At 72.7% G+C, this 21,119-nt stretch carries 19 protein-coding genes; 13 read left to right on the top strand and 6 right to left on the bottom strand.

Going from position 1 to position 21,119, the window contains the following annotated elements; all coding sequences use genetic code 11:
* Nucleotides 1–76 precede the first annotated feature (76 nt).
* The 3 genes from MHY29_RS00305 to MHY29_RS00295 all read left to right on the top strand — a co-directional run bounded on the left by MHY29_RS00305 (nucleotide 77) and on the right by MHY29_RS00295 (nucleotide 4,998).
* The gene (locus MHY29_RS00305) at nucleotides 77–3,088 is read left to right on the top strand and encodes an RNA helicase (RefSeq protein WP_239237869.1); all 3,012 of its coding nucleotides are present in this window, start codon (nucleotides 77–79) and stop codon (nucleotides 3,086–3,088) included.
* Nucleotides 3,085–4,149 (top strand): hypothetical protein, encoded by a 1,065-nt coding sequence (locus tag MHY29_RS00300; protein WP_239237868.1) that lies wholly within the window; start codon nucleotides 3,085–3,087, stop codon nucleotides 4,147–4,149. Before MHY29_RS00305 ends, MHY29_RS00300 begins: the two co-directional genes overlap by 4 nt.
* 111 nt (nucleotides 4,150–4,260) lie before the next feature.
* Nucleotides 4,261–4,998: a polyprenol monophosphomannose synthase gene (locus tag MHY29_RS00295; RefSeq protein WP_239237867.1), complete on the top strand. Its 738-nt coding sequence runs from the start codon at nucleotides 4,261–4,263 to the stop codon at nucleotides 4,996–4,998.
* A gap of 84 nt (nucleotides 4,999–5,082) precedes the next feature.
* On the opposite strand, the gene MHY29_RS00290 is transcribed toward MHY29_RS00295, so the two are convergent.
* The 3 genes from MHY29_RS00290 to MHY29_RS00280 all read right to left on the bottom strand — a co-directional run bounded on the left by MHY29_RS00290 (nucleotide 5,083) and on the right by MHY29_RS00280 (nucleotide 7,183).
* The gene (locus tag MHY29_RS00290; protein ID WP_239237866.1) at nucleotides 5,083–5,424 is read right to left on the bottom strand and encodes an RNA polymerase-binding protein RbpA; all 342 of its coding nucleotides are present in this window, start codon (nucleotides 5,422–5,424) and stop codon (nucleotides 5,083–5,085) included.
* Nucleotides 5,425–5,524: 100 nt separating this feature from the next.
* A complete protein-coding gene (locus tag MHY29_RS00285; RefSeq protein ID WP_239237865.1) occupies nucleotides 5,525–6,670 on the bottom strand; it encodes an SPFH domain-containing protein in 1,146 nt (381 codons plus the stop codon).
* Nucleotides 6,671–6,703: 33 nt separating this feature from the next.
* A complete protein-coding gene (locus MHY29_RS00280; RefSeq protein WP_224354853.1) occupies nucleotides 6,704–7,183 on the bottom strand; it encodes an NfeD family protein in 480 nt (159 codons plus the stop codon).
* 137 nt (nucleotides 7,184–7,320) lie between these two features.
* On the opposite strand from MHY29_RS00280, the gene MHY29_RS00275 reads away from it, so the two are divergent.
* Together MHY29_RS00275 and MHY29_RS00270 are read left to right on the top strand one after the other, a co-directional pair.
* Complete coding sequence (locus MHY29_RS00275) at nucleotides 7,321–9,444, top strand: FAD-dependent oxidoreductase (RefSeq protein ID WP_370643401.1); 2,124 nt, start codon at nucleotides 7,321–7,323, stop codon at nucleotides 9,442–9,444.
* Nucleotides 9,445–9,495: 51 nt separating this feature from the next.
* Nucleotides 9,496–10,056, top strand: a complete 561-nt coding sequence (locus MHY29_RS00270) for a hypothetical protein (protein ID WP_224354852.1) — start codon at nucleotides 9,496–9,498, stop codon at nucleotides 10,054–10,056.
* Nucleotides 10,057–10,147: 91 nt separating this feature from the next.
* On the opposite strand, the gene MHY29_RS00265 is transcribed toward MHY29_RS00270, so the two are convergent.
* Entirely contained in the window at nucleotides 10,148–10,486 is a 339-nt protein-coding gene (locus MHY29_RS00265; RefSeq protein WP_224354851.1) for a hypothetical protein, read from the bottom strand.
* A gap of 145 nt (nucleotides 10,487–10,631) precedes the next feature.
* Here MHY29_RS00265 and MHY29_RS00260 point away from each other — a divergent pair, with 145 nt between their 5' ends.
* Nucleotides 10,632–12,233: an FMN-binding glutamate synthase family protein gene (locus MHY29_RS00260; protein WP_239237864.1), complete on the top strand. Its 1,602-nt coding sequence runs from the start codon at nucleotides 10,632–10,634 to the stop codon at nucleotides 12,231–12,233.
* A gap of 32 nt (nucleotides 12,234–12,265) precedes the next feature.
* Here MHY29_RS00260 and MHY29_RS00255 read toward each other — a convergent pair whose 3' ends face one another.
* The gene (locus MHY29_RS00255) at nucleotides 12,266–12,835 is read right to left on the bottom strand and encodes a hypothetical protein (protein WP_224354849.1); all 570 of its coding nucleotides are present in this window, start codon (nucleotides 12,833–12,835) and stop codon (nucleotides 12,266–12,268) included.
* An 81-nt stretch (nucleotides 12,836–12,916) separates the two neighbouring features.
* On the opposite strand from MHY29_RS00255, the gene MHY29_RS00250 reads away from it, so the two are divergent.
* The 3 genes from MHY29_RS00250 to MHY29_RS00240 all read left to right on the top strand — a co-directional run bounded on the left by MHY29_RS00250 (nucleotide 12,917) and on the right by MHY29_RS00240 (nucleotide 15,014).
* Entirely contained in the window at nucleotides 12,917–13,363 is a 447-nt protein-coding gene (locus MHY29_RS00250) for a DUF3054 domain-containing protein (protein WP_224354848.1), read from the top strand.
* Between the two features lie 108 nt (nucleotides 13,364–13,471).
* Nucleotides 13,472–13,753 (top strand): Lrp/AsnC family transcriptional regulator, encoded by a 282-nt coding sequence (locus tag MHY29_RS00245; protein ID WP_224354847.1) that lies wholly within the window; start codon nucleotides 13,472–13,474, stop codon nucleotides 13,751–13,753.
* 19 nt (nucleotides 13,754–13,772) lie between these two features.
* Nucleotides 13,773–15,014, top strand: coding sequence for a CapA family protein (locus tag MHY29_RS00240; RefSeq protein ID WP_224354846.1), 1,242 nt, complete (start codon nucleotides 13,773–13,775; stop codon nucleotides 15,012–15,014).
* Nucleotides 15,015–15,026: 12 nt separating this feature from the next.
* Here the strand turns inward: MHY29_RS00240 and trpD are convergent, their stop codons facing one another.
* On the bottom strand, nucleotides 15,027–16,067 hold the full coding sequence (gene trpD / locus MHY29_RS00235) for an anthranilate phosphoribosyltransferase (RefSeq protein ID WP_224354845.1): 1,041 nt from the start codon (nucleotides 16,065–16,067) through the stop codon (nucleotides 15,027–15,029).
* 181 nt (nucleotides 16,068–16,248) lie between these two features.
* Between trpD and MHY29_RS00230 the strand changes: the two genes are divergently transcribed.
* The 4 genes from MHY29_RS00230 (at nucleotide 16,249) to MHY29_RS00215 (ending at nucleotide 20,609) form a co-directional block, all read left to right on the top strand.
* The gene (locus MHY29_RS00230; RefSeq protein WP_370643400.1) at nucleotides 16,249–16,887 is read left to right on the top strand and encodes a heme-copper oxidase subunit III; all 639 of its coding nucleotides are present in this window, start codon (nucleotides 16,249–16,251) and stop codon (nucleotides 16,885–16,887) included.
* 78 nt (nucleotides 16,888–16,965) lie between these two features.
* Nucleotides 16,966–17,772, top strand: a complete 807-nt coding sequence (locus tag MHY29_RS00225; protein WP_224354844.1) for a cytochrome c — start codon at nucleotides 16,966–16,968, stop codon at nucleotides 17,770–17,772.
* Between the two features lie 69 nt (nucleotides 17,773–17,841).
* Complete coding sequence (locus MHY29_RS00220; protein WP_224354843.1) at nucleotides 17,842–18,918, top strand: ubiquinol-cytochrome c reductase iron-sulfur subunit; 1,077 nt, start codon at nucleotides 17,842–17,844, stop codon at nucleotides 18,916–18,918.
* A 5-nt stretch (nucleotides 18,919–18,923) separates the two neighbouring features.
* Entirely contained in the window at nucleotides 18,924–20,609 is a 1,686-nt protein-coding gene (locus tag MHY29_RS00215) for a ubiquinol-cytochrome c reductase cytochrome b subunit (protein WP_224354842.1), read from the top strand.
* Nucleotides 20,610–21,119 lie beyond the last annotated feature (510 nt).

Below are 21,119 nucleotides of genomic sequence, written 5' to 3'. Positions count from 1 at the left end.
CCCGTCCCCGCCCGGGACGGGGCCTGCGGCGTCCCACGGGCGCAACGGCGTCCAGCTCGGACCGTAGGCTGACCGCATGGCCCCGCACACGCATCACGACCTGCCGCCCGAGGAGCCCGCGCTCTCGCCCGCCGAGCGCTTCGCCCGCTCCCGCGCGTCGGCCTCCCGCCCCGGCACCGAGCTGAGCCGGTTCGCCGCCCGGCTGGGCTTCCCCCTGGACGAGTTCCAGCTGGAAGCCTGCCGCGAGGTGGAGGCCGGGCACGGTGTCCTCGTGGCCGCGCCCACGGGTGCGGGCAAGACCGTCGTGGGGGAGTTCGCGGTCCACCTGGGGCTGGCCCGCGGTCGCAAGGCCTTCTACACGACGCCGATCAAGGCGCTCTCCAACCAGAAGTACGCGGACCTCGTGGCCGTGCACGGCGCCGACCGGGTCGGCCTGCTCACGGGCGACACGTCCGTGAACCCGGACGCCCCCGTGCTGGTGATGACCACCGAGGTGCTCCGCAACATGCTCTACGCGGACTCCGAGGCCCTCACCGACCTCGGGTTCGTGGTGATGGACGAGGTCCACTACCTCGCCGACCGGTTCCGCGGACCGGTGTGGGAGGAGGTGATCATCCACCTTCCCGAGCACGTGCAGCTGATCTCCCTCTCCGCCACGGTGTCCAACGCGGAGGAGTTCGGCGCCTGGCTGGACACGGTGCGCGGGGCCACCACGGTGGTCGTCTCCGAGCACCGGCCCGTGCCGCTGTGGCAGCACGTCATGGCCGGTGGCCGGCTCTACGACCTGTTCGCCGAGGACGTGGCCTTCGAGGCCGCGGCGGACGCCGACGGCACGCCCCTGCTCAACCCCGAGCTGCAGCGGATGGCCCAGGAGGCCTCCCGCCGCGTCGAGCGCCCCGACTGGGGCAGGACCGGCCACCGCGGACGGGGGCGCGGCGGGCCCGGCGGCCGCGGTGCCGGACGAGGTCGCGGGAAGGGGGGCCCGCGTGGAGGACGGGAGGGTGCGTCGTCGGGGTGGGACCGCGAGCGCCCGCACCGCGCCGACGCCTCCCCGGGGGACGGGGAGCGGCGCGCGCTGGGGCTGTCCACGTCCCGGCCGGAGATGATCCGCGCCCTGGACCGCGAGGGCCTGCTGCCCTGCATCACCTTCATCTTCTCCCGCGCCGGCTGCGACGGCGCCGTCGAACAGTGCCTCCGGGCGGGACTCGACCTCACCGACCGCCGGGAGAAGGCGCTGATCGCCGAGCGCGTCGAACAGGCTGCGGCGGCGCTCCCTCCGGAGGACCTCGAGATCCTGGGGTTCTGGGCCTGGCGCGACGGCCTGTCCCGTGGGTTCGCCGCCCACCACGCCGGCATGCTCCCGCCGTTCAAGGAGGCCGTCGAGGACCTCTTCGCCGCCGGGGCCCTCAAGGCGGTCTTCGCCACGGAGACCCTCGCGCTCGGCGTGAACATGCCCGCACGCTCCGTGGTGCTGGAGAAGCTGGTGAAGTTCAACGGCGAGTCCCACGTGGACGTGACGCCGGGGGAGTACACCCAGCTGACGGGCCGCGCCGGCCGCCGCGGCATCGACGTCGAGGGCCACGCCGTGGTGCTCTGGCGTCCGGGGCTGGACCCGTCCGCCGTGGCCGCCCTGGCCTCGCGCCGCACGTATCCGCTGCGCTCGTCCTTCCGCCCCACGTACAACATGTCGGTGAACCTGCTCGCGCAGGTCGGAGCGGAGCGCGCACGGGGGATCCTCGAGTCCTCGTTCGCGCAGTTCCAGGCGGACCGGTCCGTCGTCGGCCTGGCCCGAGAGGTGCGGGCCAAGCAGTCCAGCCTGGAGAAGTACGCCGACGCCATGGCCTGCGACCGCGGGGACTTCGCCGAGTACCTCTCCCTCCGCAAGGAGCTGGCCGCCGCGGAGAAGTCCGGCTCCCGAGGCCGCCGCCGGGAGCACCTGCGGGCCGTCAAGGAGTCCCTCGCGGACCTGGCGGTCGGCGACGTCGTCGAGCTCCACGACGGGCGGGCGCTCGGCCGTGTGGTCGTCGTCGCGGCCGCGGGCAATCCGCAGAACCCCCGGGTCGCCGTGGTGACAGACAAGGCCCAGCTGCGCAAGGTCGCCGTGGAGGACCTGGTGGACCCCGTCGAGCCCGTGGCCGGCGCCGCGCTGCCCCAGACCGTCCAGGTCAAGACCCCCTCGCAGCGCAAGGACGTGGCCGCCGCCATGCGGGAGGCCGTGCGGGCCCATCGCCCCCCGACGGGCGGGACGCGCCGGGGCACCGGCTTCCGGCTGCGCGAGGAGGTCGCCTCCCCGCGCCTGGAGGAGCTGCGCCGTGCCCTGCAGGCTCACCCGTGCCACGCCTGCCCGGACCGCGAGGACCACGCACGCTGGGGCGAGCGGTGGTGGGACATGCGGCGCGAGGTCTCGCTGCTGCGGGAGCGCATCGCCGGACGGACCAACACCATCGCCCGCACGTTCGACCGCGTCGTCGAGCTCCTCGGTCGGCTGGGCTACGTCGGGGACGACCCAGACGCCCCGTCCCGCGCGCTGACGGAGCGGGGCCAGACCCTGCGCCGGATCTACGGCGAGCGGGACCTGCTCACCTCGCTGGTGCTCCACGACCCCAGCACCCGATCCCTGACGCCGGAGGAGTGGGCCGGCGTGGCCGCCCTGCTCGTCTACCAGGGCAAGGGCGACACGCAGGGCCTGCCGGTGGCCATGCCCACCGCGCGACTGCAGGCCCTGGCGGAGGCCGTGGACCGGATCGAAGGCGGGCTCCGCGAAGACGAGACGGCCGCGCGCCTGGAGCCCACGCCTCCCACCGACCCCGGGCTCGTGGCGCCCCTGCATCGCTGGGTGCGGGGCGCCTCCCTGCGGGACTCCCTGCATGGGGCGGACCTCGCCCCGGGCGACTTCGTGCGGTGGGCCCGGCAGGTCATCGACGTCCTCGGCCAGATCGCCCAAGTGCCCGGCGACGCCCGGCGCACCCGTGCCTGCCGCAAGGCCGCCGATCTCGTGGGCCGCGGCGTCGTCGCGGCGTCCCTGCCGGCCGCCGCCGTGGGTGCGGACGGCGTGGAGGGGGAGGAGCCGGATAGGGTGGATCGGTGAGCTCCACCCTGTTCCTCAACGGCATCGTCCACTCGGCCTCCGATCCGTACGCCACCGCCGCGCTCGTCTCCGACGGCGTGGTGGCCTGGCTCGGGGACGACTCCTCGGCCGACCGCGTCGCGGACCCCGATGTCCCCCGCGTCGACCTCGCCGGCGCCGTCCTGGCCCCGGCGTTCGTCGAGCCCGGCGGGCCCTCCGTCGACCCCGCGCAGGCACTGCGACACGGCGTCGCGATCGTGACCGTCCTCGCCGAGTCCGGTCAAACCGCACAGGCTCTCCAGGCCGCCGCGGATCCGGCGCTGCAGACCGTCGTCTACCGCGCCGCGGACACGGTGGACGCGGAGGCGGCCGGCGTGTGGCTGCCGGCCGAGGGCGAAGCCCTGGCCGCGCTCGTCGTCGCCTCCACCCGCGCCGGCGAGCAGGTCCACCTCGTCCCCCCAGCGGGCGGCGACCCCGCCGAGGGCCAGGCCGCCGCTCTGGCCGCGCTCCGTTCCGCGGCGGAGGAGCTCGGCGCCCCCGCCCTGGGCCGCGTGCGGCACCGGGTGGTCCTCACGGCCCCGATCACCGCGGAGGACCGCGCCCTCCTCGCCGCGATCTCCGCCTCCGTGACGGTCGCCCCCGAGGCGGACGGCGTGCTCCGCGCCCCGCTGGGCACGCTCCTCGCCGAGGGCGTGCCGGTGTGCCTGTCCACGGCGGGCGAGGCCGGGCCCTGGGCCGCCGTGCGCGCCGCGCTGTCCCACCCGGACGAGGCGGAGCGCATCTCCGCCCGCTCGGCGTTCACCGCCGCCACCCGCACACCCCTACGGGTGCTGCCGGACGCGCCGGGCGCCACGGTCCAGGCCGCACCGCGGCTGACGGTGTCCGCGCCCGCGACGTTCGCCGTCTGGGAGGCGGACGCGGTGGCCGTGCAGTCCCCGGACGGCCGGGTCGCAGCCTGGTCCACGGACACCCGCGCCGGGACGCCGCTGCTGCCCGCGCTCGACGCCGAGACCGCCCTGCCCCGCTGGCGGGCGACCTGGGTGGACGGCCGCCCCGCCGCCGTCGAGGTCGCGGACGCCTGAGCCCGCCCGCGCGCCCCGGACGCGGGCGGGCCGGAGGGTTCCTATACTCGAACGGATGCCAACGAGCCCCGCCGGGCGGGGCCGCCACGACACGGAAGACGAGACCACCGCATGCGCGTGCTCACCATCATCCCCACCTACAACGAGATCGAGTCGCTGCCGCTCACCCTGGGCCGGCTCCGCGACGCCGTCCCGGACTCGGACGTGCTCGTGGTGGACGACGCCTCGCCGGACGGCACCGGCGCCTGGGCCGACGCCCGAGCCGCGGAGGACGACCACGTCCACGTGCTGCACCGCGCCGAGAAGAACGGCCTGGGCGGCGCGTACATCGCGGGCTTCCGCTGGGGCCTGGAGCGCGGCTACGACGTGCTCGTCGAGATGGACGCGGACGGCTCCCACCAGCCGGAGCAGCTGCCCCGCCTGCTCGAGGCCGTGCGCACCGCGGACCTCGTGATCGGCTCGCGGCGCGTGCCCGGCGGCAAGATGGTCAACTGGCCCGCCTCCCGCAAGCTCATCTCCGCCGCGGGATCCCTGTACCCGCGCATCATGCTGGGCCTCAAGCTCACCGACATCACCGCCGGCTACCGCGCGTACCGCGCGGACACGCTGCGCAGGATCGACCTGGGCGCCGTCCAGTCCAAGGGCTACGGCTTCCAGGTCGACATGACCTTCCGCGTCGCCCGCCTCGGCCTGCGCATCGTCGAGGTGCCCATCACGTTCGTGGAGCGCGAGCTGGGCGAGTCGAAGATGAGCGGCGGCATCGTGGGGGAGGCCGTCGTGAACGTCACCAAGTGGGGGCTGCAGGCCCGTTGGGAGACCCTGACGGGTGGTGGGCCCCGGCGCGGCTGACCCCGGGGGATTCCAGGGACGCGAAGGGCCCCGCCGGAGACCGGCGGGGCCCTTCCCACGTGCCCCTGGTGGGGGAAGGGGTGCTCAGACCGCCTCGCCGCGGGAGGCGTGCAGCTTCTTGAGCTGGATCTGGAAGGTCTCCTCCAGCTCCTCCATGGAGCGGCGCTCCAGCAGCATGTCCCAGTGGGTGCGGACCGGCTTGCCGGGGTTCTCGTCCGGCTTCTCGCCGTCCACCCGCAGGGCCTCCTTGCCGGTCTTGGAGGTCCAGGTCGTGGGGACCTCGGCCTCCTGGGCGAAGGTCACGAACACCTGCTCGCCGTCCTCGGTGCGGTACTCCACGCGCTGGCGCGGCGCCGGCTCGACGCCGGCCTCGGACTCCAGGGACTGCGCCCCCAGGCGCATGCCCCGCAGGCTGCGGTCGCTCATTCGTCCTCCTCGTCGTGCCGCCGGCCCGGGTCCGCCGTGCGGCGGACGCTCACGGGCGACTCGGCGGCGCAGGTCGTCATCGGTGCAACCACCGATCCTCTCACGGCATTCCCGGCTCGCGGCGCACCGGGGCCGGCTCGGCCTCGGGCGGCGTCTGCAGGGCCTCGTCGAGGCTGGTCTGGGGCATCCGGTCGGCGGTGAGGGCGCCGGCGGTCATCGCGTCCAGCAGCCCGGAGGAGCGGAGCTCCTCCGCGGTGGTCGGCCGCGCACCCTCCGAGGCGCGTCCCCGACGCCGACCCCCGGGACCGGTGGCGGCCCGGCCCGCGGCGGGGGCGGCGTCGTGGGAGGTGTCGGAGGAGCCGGTCCCGGCCGCCGACGGGGAACCCGGGGAGAAGGCCTCGCCCAGGCCCTGCAGGGCGCGGGTGAGCTCGGCGGGGACGACGAACATCGTGTTGGAGGTGCCCTCGGCGATCTTCGGCAGGGACTGGAGGTACTGGTAGGCCAGCACCTCGCTGTCCGCGCCGCCGGAGTGGATCGCGTCGAAGACGACCTCGATGGCCTCGGCCTCGGCGTTGGCCCGCAGCACGCGGGCCTGCGCCTCACCCTCCGCGGAGAGGATGGCGGACTGCCGCTCGCCCTCGGCGGTGAGGATGGCCGCCTGCTTGGTGCCCTCGGCGGTGAGGATCGCGGCGCGGCGGTCACGCTCGGCACGCATCTGCTTCTCCATGGAGTCCTGGATGGACATGGGCGGATCGATCGCCTTCAGCTCCACGCGGGAGACCCGCAGCCCCCACCGGCTGGTGGCGTCGTCCAGCACCCCGCGCAGCTGGGAGTTGATGGCGTCGCGGGAGGTGAGGGCCTCCTCGAGGTTCATGCCGCCGACGACGTTGCGCAGCGTGGTGGTGGTGAGCTGCTCGACGGCGTGGATGTAGTTGGCGATCTCGTAGGTCGCCGCCTTGGCGTCGGTCACCTGGAAGTACACGACCGTGTCGATGGAGACCACGAGGTTGTCCTCGGTGATCACCGGCTGCGGGGGGAAGGAGACCACCTGCTCGCGCATGTCCACCATGGGCAGCATGCGGTCGATGAACGGGATGATCAGGGTCAGTCCGGCGCCGGCGGTGCGCTGGTACTTGCCCAGCCGCTCGACGTTGGCGGTGCGGGCCTGCGGGATGATCTTGACCGAGGACGCCAGCAGGACGCCGACGAGCACGGCCAGGACCGCGAGGACGATGAGGAACTCCACGGGGACTCCGTTCGATGGAGGCGGATGGGGTGGTCAGTCGTGGGCGGGCGCGTCCCAGTCGATGACGGGGTCCGGACGCAGGATCAGATGGGCGCCCTCGACGCGCAGGACGGTCACCCCCTGGCCGTGGGCGGCGGGGGCGGCGCCGGGCTCCACGCGGGCACTCCAGGTCTCCCCGTCGACGTCGATCCGTCCGCCTTCGTCCGTGACCGGTCCGGTGGCGGTGAGGCGGCGGCCGGAGAGGCCGTCGAGCCAGGACGCGCCGACGGCCGGGTCCGGGTGCAGGCGGCGCATCGCCGCCGGGCGCACGGCGACGAGGGTGAGCAGCGAGACGACGACGAACACGCCCAGCTGCAGGCCCAGCGGCGCCCCGGCCAGGGCGGCGACGCCCGCGGAGAGCGCGCCGGCGGCCAGCATCGCCAGCACCAGGTCCAGGCTCAGCAGCTCAGCGCCCACCAGGCCCAGGGCCAGGACGAGCCAGAGCCAGTCGGCGTTGGCCTCGATCCACTCCATGCATCCCCCTCGTGATCCCCGTCACCGCCCATCCTGCCGGATCTGCGGGCGGCCCGCCACCGCGGCCGATGACGGCGGGGGGGCGCCGCACGAAGGCGGGGTGCCGGGGACGACGCGTCCCGGCTACTGTGACGCCCATGACACACATGACCGACGCCCCCGCCTCGCTCCGACTGCTGGAGCCGCTGACCGTCCGCCGCACCGTCCTGCGCAACCGCGTGGTCATGGGCTCCATGCACCTGGGGCTCGAGGACAGCCACGCGGACCTGCCCGCCCTGGCCGCGTTCTACGCCGAGCGCGCCGCCGGGGGAGTCGGCCTGATCGTCACGGGCGGGGTCGGCGTGACGCCGGAGGGCGCCGTGAGCCCGGGAGGCGGCCTCCTCGCCGACGCCGCGGACGCCGCGGCCCACCGCACGCTCACGGACGCGGTGCACGCGGAGGGCGGCCGGATCCTGGTGCAGCTGCTGCACGCGGGCCGGTACGCGCGCGGGGCGGACCTCGTCTCCGCGTCGGCGACACGCGCGCCGATCTCCCGGCACACCGCGCACGCGCTCACGGAGGCGGAGGTCGAGGAGCTCGTCGCCGCGTATGCCCGGTCGGCACGGCTGGCCCTGGAGGCCGGCTACGACGGGGTCGAGGTCATGGCCTCGGAGGGCTACCTGCTCAACCAGTTCCTGGCCCCGTCCACCAACCTCCGCGAGGACCGGTACGGCGGCTCCGCCGAGAACCGGCGGCGCTTCCCGGTAGCCGTCGTCGCCGCCGTGCGGGAGGCGCTGGGGGAGACGGGCCTGCTCTCCGTGCGCACCTCGCTGACGGACCTGGTGCCCGGCGGCCAGACCTCCGCGGAGGCGCTGGACACGGCGCGCGCGTTCGAGGCGGCCGGCGCCGACCTGATCATGACCGGCATCGGCTGGCACGAGTCCCGCGTCCCGACCGTGGTGACCTCCGTCCCGCGGGCGGCGTGGGCCGAGGCCAGTGCACGGGTACGGGCGGCGGTGGGCATCCCCGTGATCGCCGCGAACCGCCTCACGACGCCCGACGACGCCGAGGCCCTGCTGCGGGGCGGCGCGGCGGACCTGGTCGCGGTCGCCCGCCCGCTGCTCGCCGACCCCGACTGGGTGCGCACCGTCGGCCGGGCCGGGGCCGAGCACCTGACCCCGTGCATCGCCTGCAACCAGGCCTGCCTGGACCACGTCATGGCGGGACGCCCGGTCAGCTGCCTCATGAATCCGCGGGCGGGCCGGGAGACCGATCCCCGGTACGCCCGCCCCGTGCCGGTGGAGATCGGCCGCCGCCGGCGCGTCGCCGTCGTCGGTGCGGGGCCCGCCGGGCTGACCGCAGCGCATCGGGCAGCGGGGTTCGGGCATGACGTGACGTTGTTCGAAGCGACCGAGGAGGTCGGTGGCCAGTTCCGCCTGGCGCGGAGGATCCCGGGCAAGGAGGAGTTCGAGCCCGCCCTGCGGCACCTGGAGGCACGAGCGGTCGCGGCCGGGGTGCACCTGCGCCGGGAGACGCGGGTGACACCCCGGACGCTCATGACCGAGGACGGCCGCCCGGCCTTCGACCGGGTCATCATCGCGACCGGGGTGCGCCCGCGGGACGTGGACCTGCCCGGCGTGGGGGAGCCGGGCGCCCCGGCCGTCCACCGCTATGACGACGTCGTGGCCGGGCGGGTCCGGTGCGGCGCCGCGGTCGCCGTGATCGGCGCCGGGGGAGTCGGCGTGGACGTCGCCGAACTGCTGGCGTCCCCGGAGGGCGGCGCCGCGTTGGGGGAGCCGGAACCGCTCGAGCACTGGCGCGCCCGCTGGGGCGTGGCCGACGACGACCCGACCGCCCCCGGGGGACTGACCCGTCCCGAGCCGGCTGAGCGCGCCCGCCGGGTCTTCCTGCTGCAGCGTTCACCCGAGCCCGTGGGCTCCCGTCTGCGACCGACCACCGGATGGGTGCATCGGCTCGAGCTGCGGGCCCTCGGCGTCGAGATGCTCTCCGGCGTCTCCTACGAGCGCGTGGACCGGGACGGGCTGCACGTGACGGCACCCGCCGTGGGCGGTGACGGGGACCCGGGGCGCCGACGGCTCGTGCTGCCGGTCACCGACGTGGTCGTGTGCGCCGGCCAGGAGTCCGAGGACGGCCTCGCCGGAGATCTCCTGGCCGCCGGCTGGGATCCGGAGGCGGTGACGGTGATCGGCGGCGCACGGGTGGCCGCGGAGGTGGACGCCTACCGGGCCATGGACGACGCCGTGCTGGCCGTGCAGGACTGAGCGTCGTCGACGGGCTGTCGGGCGGGCGCATCGGCGGGTAGCGTCCAGGACATGTCCTTCATCTACAGCGCCCAGCTCGACCCCGACAAGAACGAGTGGATCCGTCGCGCCCTCGTGGCCCACGGCGAGGATCCGGACGTGCCGTTCACCAGGGCCGGCTCGTACCGGTTCGACGACCCGGCCGGGGAGCTCGGCCTCGAGGTCATGCTCGTCCGCGTCGGCGGTGCCGACGACGGGCGTCTGGTGCAGACCCCGCTGTCGTACCGCTCTGCGGCCCGCGACGGCGCGACCGTGCTGCTGACCGCCGAGCACTCGGTGCTGGGCACCCGGTGGATCCACGACGCGCTCACGGACCCCGAGGCGCGAGAGGTGCTCCGCCGCGGCGTCGCCGGAGAGCTCGCCCAGGAGGTCCTGGAGGTCCACGACGAGCACGGCGTCCGCACCGGAACGCGTCAGCCGGACATGACGGTGACGGCCGTGGGCACCGGCCCGGCCGCGGGCGAGCTCGACATGCCCTACGAGCTGGACCCCGCGGACACCGCCGACGGCGGGCGGGCGCTCGTCGCCGAGGGCGACGGGTTCTCCGGCCTTGTGGTGGCACGCCTGGTCTGATCCGTCCGCCCGCACACACGGTCAGCGCGGGGGCGGCGCCGGGCGGATTCCGGCGTCGTTCCGCCCCTGGCTCGTGAACCGATAATGTACATTATGTCAACTTGTTGGTCAGCTGCGGTCCCCCGGGTGCGGCGCGGTCAGCCGCGGGCGCGCTGCGCCTTTCCTCCGAGAAGTTCGGGGCGGTCAGCGGGTAGTACGCGTCGATCGTGATGGTCCCGGCCTTCACGTCGAAGAACCAGATCTGACCGTCGTGGAACGCCTTGTCGAAGGACGCGTCGAACACGAAGCCGCCGCGCTCGGCGTCCCACCAGGCGCCCTCGTCGGCGAAGCGGCCGAACGCCTTGTAGGACTTGCCGTCCTTGGTGGTGCAGGAGCCGGCCTTGGCCTCGGTCTCCGACGTCAGTGACCGCGATCGGCGTCCAGCCCGCACCGTCAGTGAACAGGAGGCGTCGGTTCCATGAACTCGGTCGGTGGTTGTCGTCGCGTCGGGCCTCCGGACGACCTCCGTCGCGAATCGCCCGCTCCCGGCGCGTCGCGGCTGGCTCCCGGGCATCCGCTCCCCCACAGTGGGTGGCATGAATTCGAAGACCCTCGCCGCCGCGGCGGCCGCCCTGGGCGTGGCCGGCGTCGCCGTCCGCGACCTCACCCAGAAGCAGCACGCCCTCCGCCACAACTTCCCGGTCCTCGCCCGCGCCCGCTGGGCGCTCGAGACCATCGGCCCCGAGCTGCGCCAGTACATCGTGGCGGCGAACAACGAGGAGCGCCCCTTCAGCCGCGACCAGCGCCGATGGGTGTACACCTCCTCGAAGGGCAAGAACAACTACTACGGCTTCGGCACGGACAACGACGTCGAGCACACGTCCTATGCCGTGGTCAAGCACCGCACGTTCTCCGACGTCGCCCCCATGTCCGCCCTCGCGCTGGACCCGGGCAAGGCCCTGCCCAGCGCGAAGGTGCTCGGCGGCCCGCGCGGCCGGCGCCATGCGTTCCGCCCGAACTCGGTCGTGAACGTGTCGGCCATGTCCTTCGGCTCCCTCAGCCCGCAGGCGATCACCGCGCTCAACAAGGGTGCGGCCCTGGGCGGGTTCATGCACAACACCGGCGAGGGCGGCCTGTCCGACCACCACCGACAGGGCGGCGACCTCATGCTGCAGATCGGCACCGGGTACTTCGGCTGCCGCGACGCCCACGGCAACTTCGACATGGAGAAGCTGGCGGCCGTCGTCGAGTCCGCCCCCGTGCGCGCGCTCGAGATCAAGCTCAGCCAGGGCGCCAAGCCGGGTCTCGGCGGGCACCTGCCCGGCGCGAAGGTGAACGCGGAGATCGCCCGGATCCGCGGCGTCGAGGAGGGCAAGGACGTCGCCAGCCCGTCGCGCCACTCGGAGTTCAGCACGGTGGACGAGATGCTCGACTTCGTCGAGCGCGTCGCCGAGCGCACCGGCCTGCCCGTCGGAATCAAGTCCGCCGTGGGCGACCTCGGCTTCTGGCACGAGCTCGCCGACGCGATGGCCGACGGCACCCGCGGCGTCGACTTCATCACCATCGACGGCGGCGAGGGCGGCACCGGCGCCGCCCCGCTGGTCTTCTCCGACTCGGTGGCGTTCCCGTTCCGCGTGGCCTTCACCGAGGTCTACAGGATCTTCGCCGCCCGCGGCCTCACCGACCGCGTGACCTGGATCGGCTCCGGCAAGCTCGGACTGCCGGACAACGCCCTGGTCGCGTTCGCCCTCGGTGTGGACATGGTCAACGTGGCCCGCGAGGCGATGCTCGCGATCGGCTGCATCCAGGCTCAGAAGTGCCACCTGGACACCTGCCCGGCGGGTGTCGCCACCCAGAACCCCTGGCTCGCCGCCGGGCTGGATCCGCAGGAGAAGTCCCAGCGCCTGGTCGGCTACGTCCAGACGCTGCGCCGCGACCTGATCAAGGTCTCCGAGGCGGCCGGGGTGCCCCATCCCGCCCTCCTCTCCCCCGACGACGTGGCCCTCGTGGAGCAGACCCGGTCCCAGACCCCGCTGCGCGAGATCTACGGCTACGAGCGCGGCTGGGGCGTGCCCGGAGAGGAGATCCGGGCGGAGATCACCCGGATCATGGTCGACGAGGACTCGTCCCGGGCGGACGAGGACCATCTCGTGCAGCACGAGCCGCTCCCCCAGGACGACGTCGACACGACGCACTGACGCGATGTGCTCGGGGCCGGGGCCTGCGGGTCTCAGGCCTCGAGCACGCGCCGCGCCATGGGAAGGAGCGCGTCGAGGAGCGTCCGCGTCTCCTCCCACAGCCCGGCTCGCAGCCGCTGCTGGACGGCCTGCTGGCTGACTCCGAGGTCGGCGGCCGCCTCCCGTTGGCTGCGCCCGGCCTCGATGAGGACCCCCGCCGCCTGCTGGGGGGCACTGCGCCGCGACTCCAGGGTCAGGAGGACGCCGAGGCCGGCCTCGAGGAGACCCCGCTCCTCCTCCGTTCCCGTCGATCCAGGAACCCGTGACACGGCGATCCCTCCAGGCCTGCGCCGGGCGCGCCGCAACGCCCCCTCGACCTGCTCGATGGCGACTCCGGCGCCCACCGCCCCGGCCCCGGCTCGTCGCACGGCGAGCATGAGGGCCACGGCCGCGGCCGCGTCGTCGGCGTGGACGATCAGATCACGACCGCCCTCCCGGCCCAGGCGCCGCGCGCCGGGGATGGACGCGGCCCACCGCCCCGCCGCACCCGCGGATCCGCATCGCACGGCGACGGGCACCATTGCTGACCCGGCCTCGGGTCCGGGTCGGGAATGGAAGTCCATGACAAGCACGATACCTTGTCTCGGTAGAGGAAGAGGGAGGGGCACCGGCCCGGCTGCCTCGCCCGCGGGACAATGGGGGCCATGAGCACCACTCCTCTTCCGCAGGACTCCTCCCCCGCCGCCCACCCGTCCGACCGACGGCGGGGTTCCGCACCATGGGTCGCCTTCGCGCTCGACGCCGCCCTGGTCGTCCTCTTCGTCGCGCTCGGGCAGCGCGAGCACGCGACCGATCGCGGCGGCCTCGCCCTGGTGACGGCCGCCGCCCCCTTCCTCCTGGCCTGGGTCGCGGGAACGGCCCTCGCCGGCGGCCCCCGGACCTGGGCCCGCGTCTGGCCGCAGGGCGTCGTCGTCTGGGCGGTGACCGTCGCGGCGGGGATGGGGCTGCGCGTGCTGTGGGGCCTCGGAGGGGCCCCGGTCCCGTTCGTGCTCGTGGCCTCCGCCGTCCTCGCCGTCTTCCTGTTGGGCCGCCGGTGGGCCTCGACGCTTCTCGCCCACCGGGCGACGGATCGCGCGAGCCGGGCCTCATGACACGTCGTCGAACCGGTCATGGGGCGGCGAGTCCGCCTCCTCCCCTCCAGCGCGTCGGAGCGTACCATCGAGGGCGAAGCCCCGTCCCGCCGAAGGAGAGCATTCGCCATGGTGACCGCCATCGTCATGATCACGACCGACAAGTCCACCATCCCGGAGACGGCCCAGGCCATCGCGTCCCTGGAGGGCGTGAGCTCCGTGTACTCGGTGACGGGCGCGTGGGACCTGGTGGCCATGGTCAAGCTGAAGCGCTACGAGGACCTGGCGGACGTCATCGCGGACCAGCTGTCCAAGGTGGACGGGATCGAGGACACCGAGACCATGCTGGCGTTCCGCACCTATTCCACGGAAGACCTCGAGGAGGGGTGGGCGCTGGGCTTCGACGGCTGAGCGCGCCACCCGTGATCCCATGACCCCGCACCGCCGCACCGCCGCCGCCACCCTGCTCGCGATGGCCCTCCTCACTGGTTGCGCTCCCACCGCGAACGCCCCGGACGGCGCCGCTTCCGGGACCTCGCAGGACGCCTCCTCCTCGGACTCGGCGTCCGACCTCCGCGCGGACACGCCCGGGACCTCGTCCACCATGCCCCCCGCGAGCCCTGCGACGGCGTCCGGGGAGCCGCGGACGGTCACGATCAACACCTCCGGCGACCTCCTCTGGAACGAGCCGCTGTTCGACGCGGCGAGGACGGGCGGCGGATTCGACTTCCGGCCGATGCTCGCTTCGGTCCGCCCGTTCGTGGCGGCCGCGGACCTCGCGGTGTGCCACCAAGAGGTGCCCCTGGCCGCTCCCGGAGGCCCGTACACCGGCTGGCCGCGCTTCCGTGCCCCGCAGCAGACCGTGGCGGCCGTCGTCGACGCCGGCTTCGACGTCTGCACCACGGCCTCGAACCACACCGTGGACGACGGCTGGGACGGGATGGTCCGCACGCACGACGCTCTGCGCGCTGCCGGCGTCGGCGTCGCGGGCACGTCCACCACCCCGGGGGAGGACCAGGCGCCCGACCTCTTCACCACGGCCGACGGGGTGGTGGTCGGGATCGTGTCCCAGACGTTCAGCACGAATCTGATCCCCGTCCCGGAGGGCCGGGAGTGGTCCGTGGACCTGCTGGATCCGGACCGGGCGATCGCGGACGCGCACGCCGCGCGGGAGGCCGGAGCCGACGTCGTCGTCTTCCACATGCACGCCGGGGACGAATACGTGCGGATCCCGAACGAGGACCAGCGGTGGATGGCGAACCAGGTGACGGCCTCCGGGGAGGTCGACCTGGTCATCGGGCAGCACCCGCACTGGGTGCAGCCGGTGGAGAAGGTGAACGGCGTGTGGGTCGTCTACAGCACCGGCAACCTCATCGCCTCCATGAAGGGCGAGCGTCCCGGCACCCACGACGGGGCGATCGTGGAGGTCGCGTTCCGCGAGGGCGACGACGGCCGTTTCGACGCGACCGGGGTGACGTGGGCTCCCACCCTCATCACCGACGCGGACACGGACCCGACCGGGCGGCCGCGGGTGCTGCTCATTCCGGATGAGCTGCCCCAGGCGGGCCCAGAGCTCCGGGGGCGCCTCGAGGAGTCCGCGGCGAGGACCCGCGTCGCCATCGGCTCCGACAACACCCCAGGCCTGTCGGAACGGACCTCCCCCGGCGGCTGACGCCGGGGTCGGTCACGAGCGGGAGAACTGCACCCAGCGCTCGAGGACGTCCGCCGCCGCGCCCGAGTCGATGGACTCGGCGGCGCGGGCCATGTTGGTTCTCAGCCGGTCCATGAGGGGACCCTCCGCCTCGACGTCCCACGCGGTCAGACCGGCGGCGGCGTTGAGCAGCACGGCGTCGCGGATCGGGCCGTGCTCCCCCGCCAGCAGGCCGCGCACGAGCGTCGCGTTGTAGGCGCCGTCGCGGCCGGCGAGAGCCTCGACCGGGGCCAGCTCGATCCCGAAGTCGCGGGGGTCGATCTCGTGGGCGGTGACCCCTCCCCGGACCTCCATGATCGTGGAGGGCCCCGACGTCGTGATCTTGTCCCGGCCGTCCGAGCCGCGGAAGACGAATCCGCGCACGCCGCGGTCCGCCAGGACCTGGGCGAGCAGCGGCACCATCTCCTCGCTGGAGCACCCGAGCGCCTGGGCGGACGCCTGGGCGGGGTTGCTCAGGGGGCCGAGGAAGTTGAAGACCGTGGGCACCCCGAGCTGCTTGCGCACGGGGGCGACGTACTTCATCGAGGGGTGGTAGTTCTGGGCGAAGAGGAAGGTGATGCCGACCGCCTCCGCACACTCCTCCGCCTTGGCCGGGGGCATGGACAGGTCGACGCCCAGCGCCTCGATCACGTCGGCGGCGCCGGCCGTCGACGACGCGCCGCGGTTGCCGTGCTTGACGATGCGGGCCCCGGCGCCGGCTGCGACGAGCGACGACATCGTCGAGAGGTTGACGGTGCCCAGCCGGTCACCGCCGGTGCCGACGATGTCGAGGGTCTCGCCGGACACGTGCACACGCCGGGCCTTGGCCACCATGGCGTCGGTGAGGCCGCGCAGCTCGGGGACGGTCTCGCCCTTCGCCGCCAGCGCGAGGAGGAAGGCGCCGACCTGCCCCTCGGTGGCGTCGCCGGACATCATCTCGCCCATCGCCCATTCCGCGGCGGCGTCATCGAGGTCCTGACCGAGGGTCAGTCGGCGGAACACCTCGGGCCAGGTGTGGGTCACGGTCTCTCGCATCTCTCCTCCAGGGCTCACGACCTGAGCCTATCCCCGTGGCGGGATCCGACCCCGAACCTGGACGTCTCCTGGAGGTCATGTGGGGACTCACCCAGAGAGTGGCGCTTTCCCGCCCCCGAGACGATGCGACACGGTAGGTTCGATTTAGTCCCCCGCGCGTCTTTGGGGACATAATGGCTGGGTGACCACTGCAACCTCCACACTCCACCAGCCCACCACGGGGCTCCCGAGCCGGCCCAACATGGTCCAGGTCGGGACCATGGTGTGGCTCGCCAGCGAGCTCATGTTCTTCGGTGGGCTCTTCGCCATGTACTTCACGCTCCGCTCCACCTCTCCGGAGCTGTGGGCCGAGCACACTGCGATCCTCAACGTCCCGCTCGCCGCGGTGAACACCGTGATCCTGGTGCTCTCCTCCTTCACCGCTCAGTTCGGCGTCCTCGCTGCCGAGCGCCTCCAGCCCCGCCGCACCGGCGGCCTCTTCTCCGTGAAGAGCTGGGGCATGGTCGAGTGGTTCATCCTCACCTTCATCATGGGCTCGATCTTCGTCGCCGTGCAGGCGTTCGAGTACGCGACCCTGGTGTCCGAGGGCGTGACCATCGCCGCGAACGCCTACGGCTCCGCCTTCTACATCACGACCGGCTTCCACGCCCTCCACGTGACCGGCGGCCTCATCGCGTTCCTGTTCATCATCGGCCGCGCCTTCCTGGCCCGCCGCTTCGGCCATCACGAGGCCACGTCCGCCATCGTCGTGTCCTACTACTGGCACTTCGTCGACGTCGTCTGGATCGCCCTGTTCTTCATCGTCTACTTCCTGAAGTAAGACGCCCCAACCGCACCGACCGAGGTACGGGCGAGGGGCGGCCCCCCGCGTCCGGAAGACACACGATAGGAAACCCCCGTGAAGGCACTTTCGCAGAACCGACGCCACCCCCTGGTGGGGCTGGCGCTCCTCCTGCTGGGACTCCTGGTGACCGGCGGACTCTATTCCGTCGCGAGCACCGTCAATCAGGCGCAGGCGGCCACGCAGGTCACCGCGGCCGCCGCCGCTGACGACATCACGGCTGGCGAGAAGCTTTTCAACGCGAACTGCGCCTCGTGCCACAACATGGGGGCCACCGGCACCGCGGACGGGCCCTCGCTCGTCGGCGTCGGCGCCGCCGCCGTGGACTTCCAGGTCGGCACCGGTCGCATGCCCATGCAGATGAACGGTCCGCAGGCGCAGCGCAAGCCCAACCAGTTCTCCGAGGAGCAGACCGCGCAGCTCGCGGCCTACGTCGCCTCTCTCGGCGCCGGCCCCGCCGTGCCCGCCGACGAGGACCTCGACCCGAACGCCGAGGGCGTGAACATCGCCAAGGGCGGCGACCTGTTCCGCATCAACTGCGCCATGTGCCACAACGCGGCGGCCGCCGGCGGCGCGCTGACCCGCGGCAAGTTCGCCCCGTCCCTCGAGGGCGTCTCCGAGAAGCACATCTACGAGGCCATGGAGACCGGCCCCCAGAACATGCCCGTGTTCTCGGACGCCAACCTCAAGCCCGAGGACAAGCGCGACATCATCGCCTACCTGAAGACCATCGAGGCGAACGGCTCCCCCGGCGGCCTGCAGCTCGGCTCGCTCGGCCCGGTGGCCGAGGGCCTGTTCATCTGGACCGCGGGCCTCGCGCTCATCGTCGGCTTCATGGTCTGGCTCACCAGCCGCTCCTCCTGATCTCGCGCGGGCGCCGCGGCGCCGCGCACACGTCATCTACACATCACTCGAGCAAAGGAAACTGGTCTTATGGGCGAGAAAGGCTACGAAGGGGCCGAGCGACACTCGGACGCCCTCGAGCACGCCGGAGAGGAATCTCCGCGCTACGCCATCGACAACCCGGGCCTTCCGCCGCACCGTCCGCGCCTCGCGGACGAGGATCCGCGTGCGGCCAAGCGCGCCGAGCGTCAGGTCTCCGTCTTCTTCCTGATCTCCGTCATCGGCACGGTCCTGTTCTTCATCGGGTACTTCGGCGTCGGCCAGGTCGGCAACGGCGAGTCGACGAGCGTCCTGTACCTGCAGAACCTCCTGCTGGGCCTCGGCGTCGCGCTGGCGATGTTCGGGATCGGCATCGGCGTCGTGCACTGGGCGAAGACGCTCATGCCCGACCACGAGGTCGTCGAGGAGCGCCATGAGATCCGCACCGAGGCGGACCGCGCCGCCGCGCAGGGCATGATCGCGGACATCCTGGACGAGTCCCAGATCAAGCGTCGCCCGCTGCTGCGCAACACGCTGATCGGCGCCGCCGTGCTCGCTCCGCTGCCGTTCATCGCCGCGTTCCGCGACCTGGACAACACGGACAACTTCTCCGACGAGGCCGCGAAGAACTTCGGCCCGGAACGCCTGCGCCACACCATGTGGCACGAGGGCGTGCGCCTGGTGCGCGACCCCACCGGCTCCCCCATCAAGGCGTCGGACGTGACCCTCGGCTCGGCCCTGCACGTGATCCCGGACGGCCTGAACGACCTGGAGCACGGCAAGCTGAACGAGAAGGCCAAGGCCGTGGTGCTCGTCATGCGCCTCGATCCCTCCAAGGTGAAGATCAGCCCCGGCCGTGAGAACTGGAACGTGGACGGCATCTTCGCCTACTCCAAGGTCTGCACGCACGTGGGCTGCCCCATCGCCCTGTACGAGCAGCACACCCATCACCTGCTCTGCCCCTGCCACCAGTCGACCTTCGACCTCGCGCAGGAGTGCAAGGTCATCTTCGGCCCGGCCAGCCACGCCCTTCCGCAGCTGCCGATCACCGTGGACGACGAGGGCTACCTCGTGGCGCAGAGCGATTTCCATGAGCCCGTCGGGCCTGTCTACTGGGAGCGTGGCTGACCCCTATGAGCACTGCAACGCACGAGTACCAGCCGGCGACCGGGACCGGTCGTCTGGCCAACTTCCTGGACACGCGAGTGGGGCTCTCCCCCATCGTGAAGTTCTTCGGCCGCAAGACCTTCCCGGACCACTGGACCTTCATGTTCGGCGAGGTGGCCCTCTACAGCTTCGTCATCCTGCTGCTGTCGGGCGCCTTCCTCACGTTCTTCTTCGATCCGTCGATGTCGCACGTGACCTATGACGGCGCCTACGCCCCGCTGCGCGGCATCGAGATGTCGGCGGCCATGGCGTCCGCCCTGGACATCTCCTTCGACATCCGCGGCGGCCTCTTCATGCGCCAGCTGCACCACTGGTCGGCGCTGCTCTTCGTCGCCTCGATGTCGGTGCACATGCTCCGCATCTTCTTCACCGGCGCCTTCCGTCGCCCGCGTGAGCTCAACTGGGTCGTCGGCTGCTTCCTGCTGATGGCCGGCTGGGCCGCCGGCTTCACCGGCTACTCCCTCCCCGACGACGTGCTGTCCGGCAACGGCCTGCGCATCATCGACGGCATCCTCAAGGCCATGCCCCTGGTGGGCTCCTACCTCTCCGCCTTCCTGTTCGGCGGCGAGTTCCCGGGCTACTCCGTGATCGGTCGCCTGTACGCGCTGCACATCATGATCGTCCCGGCGATCATCCTGCTGCTCATCGCCGTGCACCTGTTCATGGTCGTCGTGCACAAGCACACCCAGTACCCCGGCCCCGGCCGCACGGAGAACAACGTGGTCGGCTACCCCGTGGGCCCGGTGTACGCGGCCAAGGCCGGCGGCTTCTTCTTCATCGTGTTCGGCGTCCTGGCCCTGATCGCGTCCACCGTGACGATCAACTCGATCTGGATCTACGGTCCGTACGATCCCTCGCCCGTCTCCGCCGGCACCCAGCCGGACTGGTACATCGGCCCGTTCGACGGCGCCCTGCGCCTGATGCCGGGCATGATCGGCGACTTCTCCTTCCTGTGGAACATCCCGATGCCGTGGGGCTCCCGCGTCTCCCTTCCCATGGGCGTGCTGACCCCGCTGATCCCGGTGGGCGTCATCCTCGTCGGCATGATCTCTTGGCCGTGGATCGAGCGCTGGATCACCAAGGACGACCGTGAGCACCACCTGCTCGACCGTCCGCGCAACGCCCCCGCCCGCACCGGCATCGGCGTCGGCATGATGATCATGTGGTGCACCATGTGGGCCGCGGCCTCCTCGGACCTCATCGCCACGCACTTCCACCTGTCGCTGAACGACGTGCTCTACTTCCTGCGCGCGCTGTTCATCCTCGGCCCGATCCTCGGGTTCATCGTCACCCGTCGCATCTGCATCTCCCTGCAGCGTCGTGACCGCGAGACCGTGCTGCACGGCCACGAGTCCGGCGTCGTCGAGATGTCCCCTGAGGGAGGCTTCTCCGAGCGTCACCGTCAGCTCACCGACTACGAGATGTACCGTCTGGTCTCGTTCGAGGATCGCCGCCCTGTGCCGGCGACCCCGGGCCGCAACGGCAAGGTCTCCGGCGCTGAGAGGATGCGTGCCGGTCTGAACCGGATGTTCTACCAGGAGCGCGTCGCGCCGGTCTCCCGCGAGGAGCTGGTCGAGGCTCGCACCCACGGCCACGGCGAGCACGTCGGCGCCGTCCAGGGCGGCTCCCACTCCGCGGAGCTCGGCCACTGATCGGCGACCGCTGATCCCCTGACGAAGGGCCCCGCACGCCACATGGCGTGCGGGGCCCTTCTGCGTGGCCGTCCGGGACTGCTGCCTGTGATGGCGTCCGACGCCGTCGACACCCTGGGCAAGCGGGAACACCCTCGGCGTGAGTCGGCCGGCTTCGCCGCCGTCGTCGATCTCCACCTGCGGCCGAGGTCGTCGACCGCCTCATGCCTGCCCACTGCCGGTGGCGCGACCGTCCCGTGGGCACGCATGGTCGTCCTGCGCGGCGACACCCGTGGTGCGACCCTCGCCCGAGCGTGCCCCGCCGGAGGCGCCCTGGGCCGGATCACCGCGCCTCAGCCGACCCGAACACGCGGAGCCGTGCCCTCGGCCATAGGCGCCCACAGACCCCGGTGACCCGTTCACATGCGCGCTCCGTTCCCCGAGCCCTCCTCGGCGGGACACGGTCGGCACCTGTGAGCCCCCGCTGTTCCACGGCGGACCCACCCCGACCGGTCGTCCCCCTGTCTCACC

This window comes from Micrococcus sp. ACRRV (genome assembly GCF_022346985.1).
GTDB classification, from domain to species: domain Bacteria; phylum Actinomycetota; class Actinomycetes; order Actinomycetales; family Micrococcaceae; genus Micrococcus; species Micrococcus porci.
Note: the sequence above shows the minus strand (reverse complement) of the source record. Positions and strands in the feature narration are given on the sequence as shown.

What these genes read in the sequence shown, in the direction of transcription:
- MHY29_RS00305 (WP_239237869.1), top strand. Translation starts at nt 77, where the DNA reads ATGGCCCCGCACACGCATCACGACCTGCCGCCCGAGGAGCCCGCGCTC.
- MHY29_RS00295 (WP_239237867.1), top strand. Translation starts at nt 4,261, where the DNA reads ATGCGCGTGCTCACCATCATCCCCACCTACAACGAGATCGAGTCGCTG.
- MHY29_RS00290 (WP_239237866.1), bottom strand. Translation starts at nt 5,424, where the DNA reads ATGAGCGACCGCAGCCTGCGGGGCATGCGCCTGGGGGCGCAGTCCCTG.
- MHY29_RS00280 (WP_224354853.1), bottom strand. Translation starts at nt 7,183, where the DNA reads ATGGAGTGGATCGAGGCCAACGCCGACTGGCTCTGGCTCGTCCTGGCC.
- MHY29_RS00275 (WP_370643401.1), top strand. Translation starts at nt 7,321, where the DNA reads ATGACACACATGACCGACGCCCCCGCCTCGCTCCGACTGCTGGAGCCG.
- MHY29_RS00270 (WP_224354852.1), top strand. Translation starts at nt 9,496, where the DNA reads ATGTCCTTCATCTACAGCGCCCAGCTCGACCCCGACAAGAACGAGTGG.
- MHY29_RS00260 (WP_239237864.1), top strand. Translation starts at nt 10,632, where the DNA reads ATGAATTCGAAGACCCTCGCCGCCGCGGCGGCCGCCCTGGGCGTGGCC.
- MHY29_RS00255 (WP_224354849.1), bottom strand. Translation starts at nt 12,835, where the DNA reads ATGGACTTCCATTCCCGACCCGGACCCGAGGCCGGGTCAGCAATGGTG.
- MHY29_RS00250 (WP_224354848.1), top strand. Translation starts at nt 12,917, where the DNA reads ATGAGCACCACTCCTCTTCCGCAGGACTCCTCCCCCGCCGCCCACCCG.
- MHY29_RS00245 (WP_224354847.1), top strand. Translation starts at nt 13,472, where the DNA reads ATGGTGACCGCCATCGTCATGATCACGACCGACAAGTCCACCATCCCG.
- MHY29_RS00240 (WP_224354846.1), top strand. Translation starts at nt 13,773, where the DNA reads ATGACCCCGCACCGCCGCACCGCCGCCGCCACCCTGCTCGCGATGGCC.
- trpD (WP_224354845.1), bottom strand. Translation starts at nt 16,067, where the DNA reads ATGCGAGAGACCGTGACCCACACCTGGCCCGAGGTGTTCCGCCGACTG.
- MHY29_RS00220 (WP_224354843.1), top strand. Translation starts at nt 17,842, where the DNA reads ATGGGCGAGAAAGGCTACGAAGGGGCCGAGCGACACTCGGACGCCCTC.
- MHY29_RS00215 (WP_224354842.1), top strand. Translation starts at nt 18,924, where the DNA reads ATGAGCACTGCAACGCACGAGTACCAGCCGGCGACCGGGACCGGTCGT.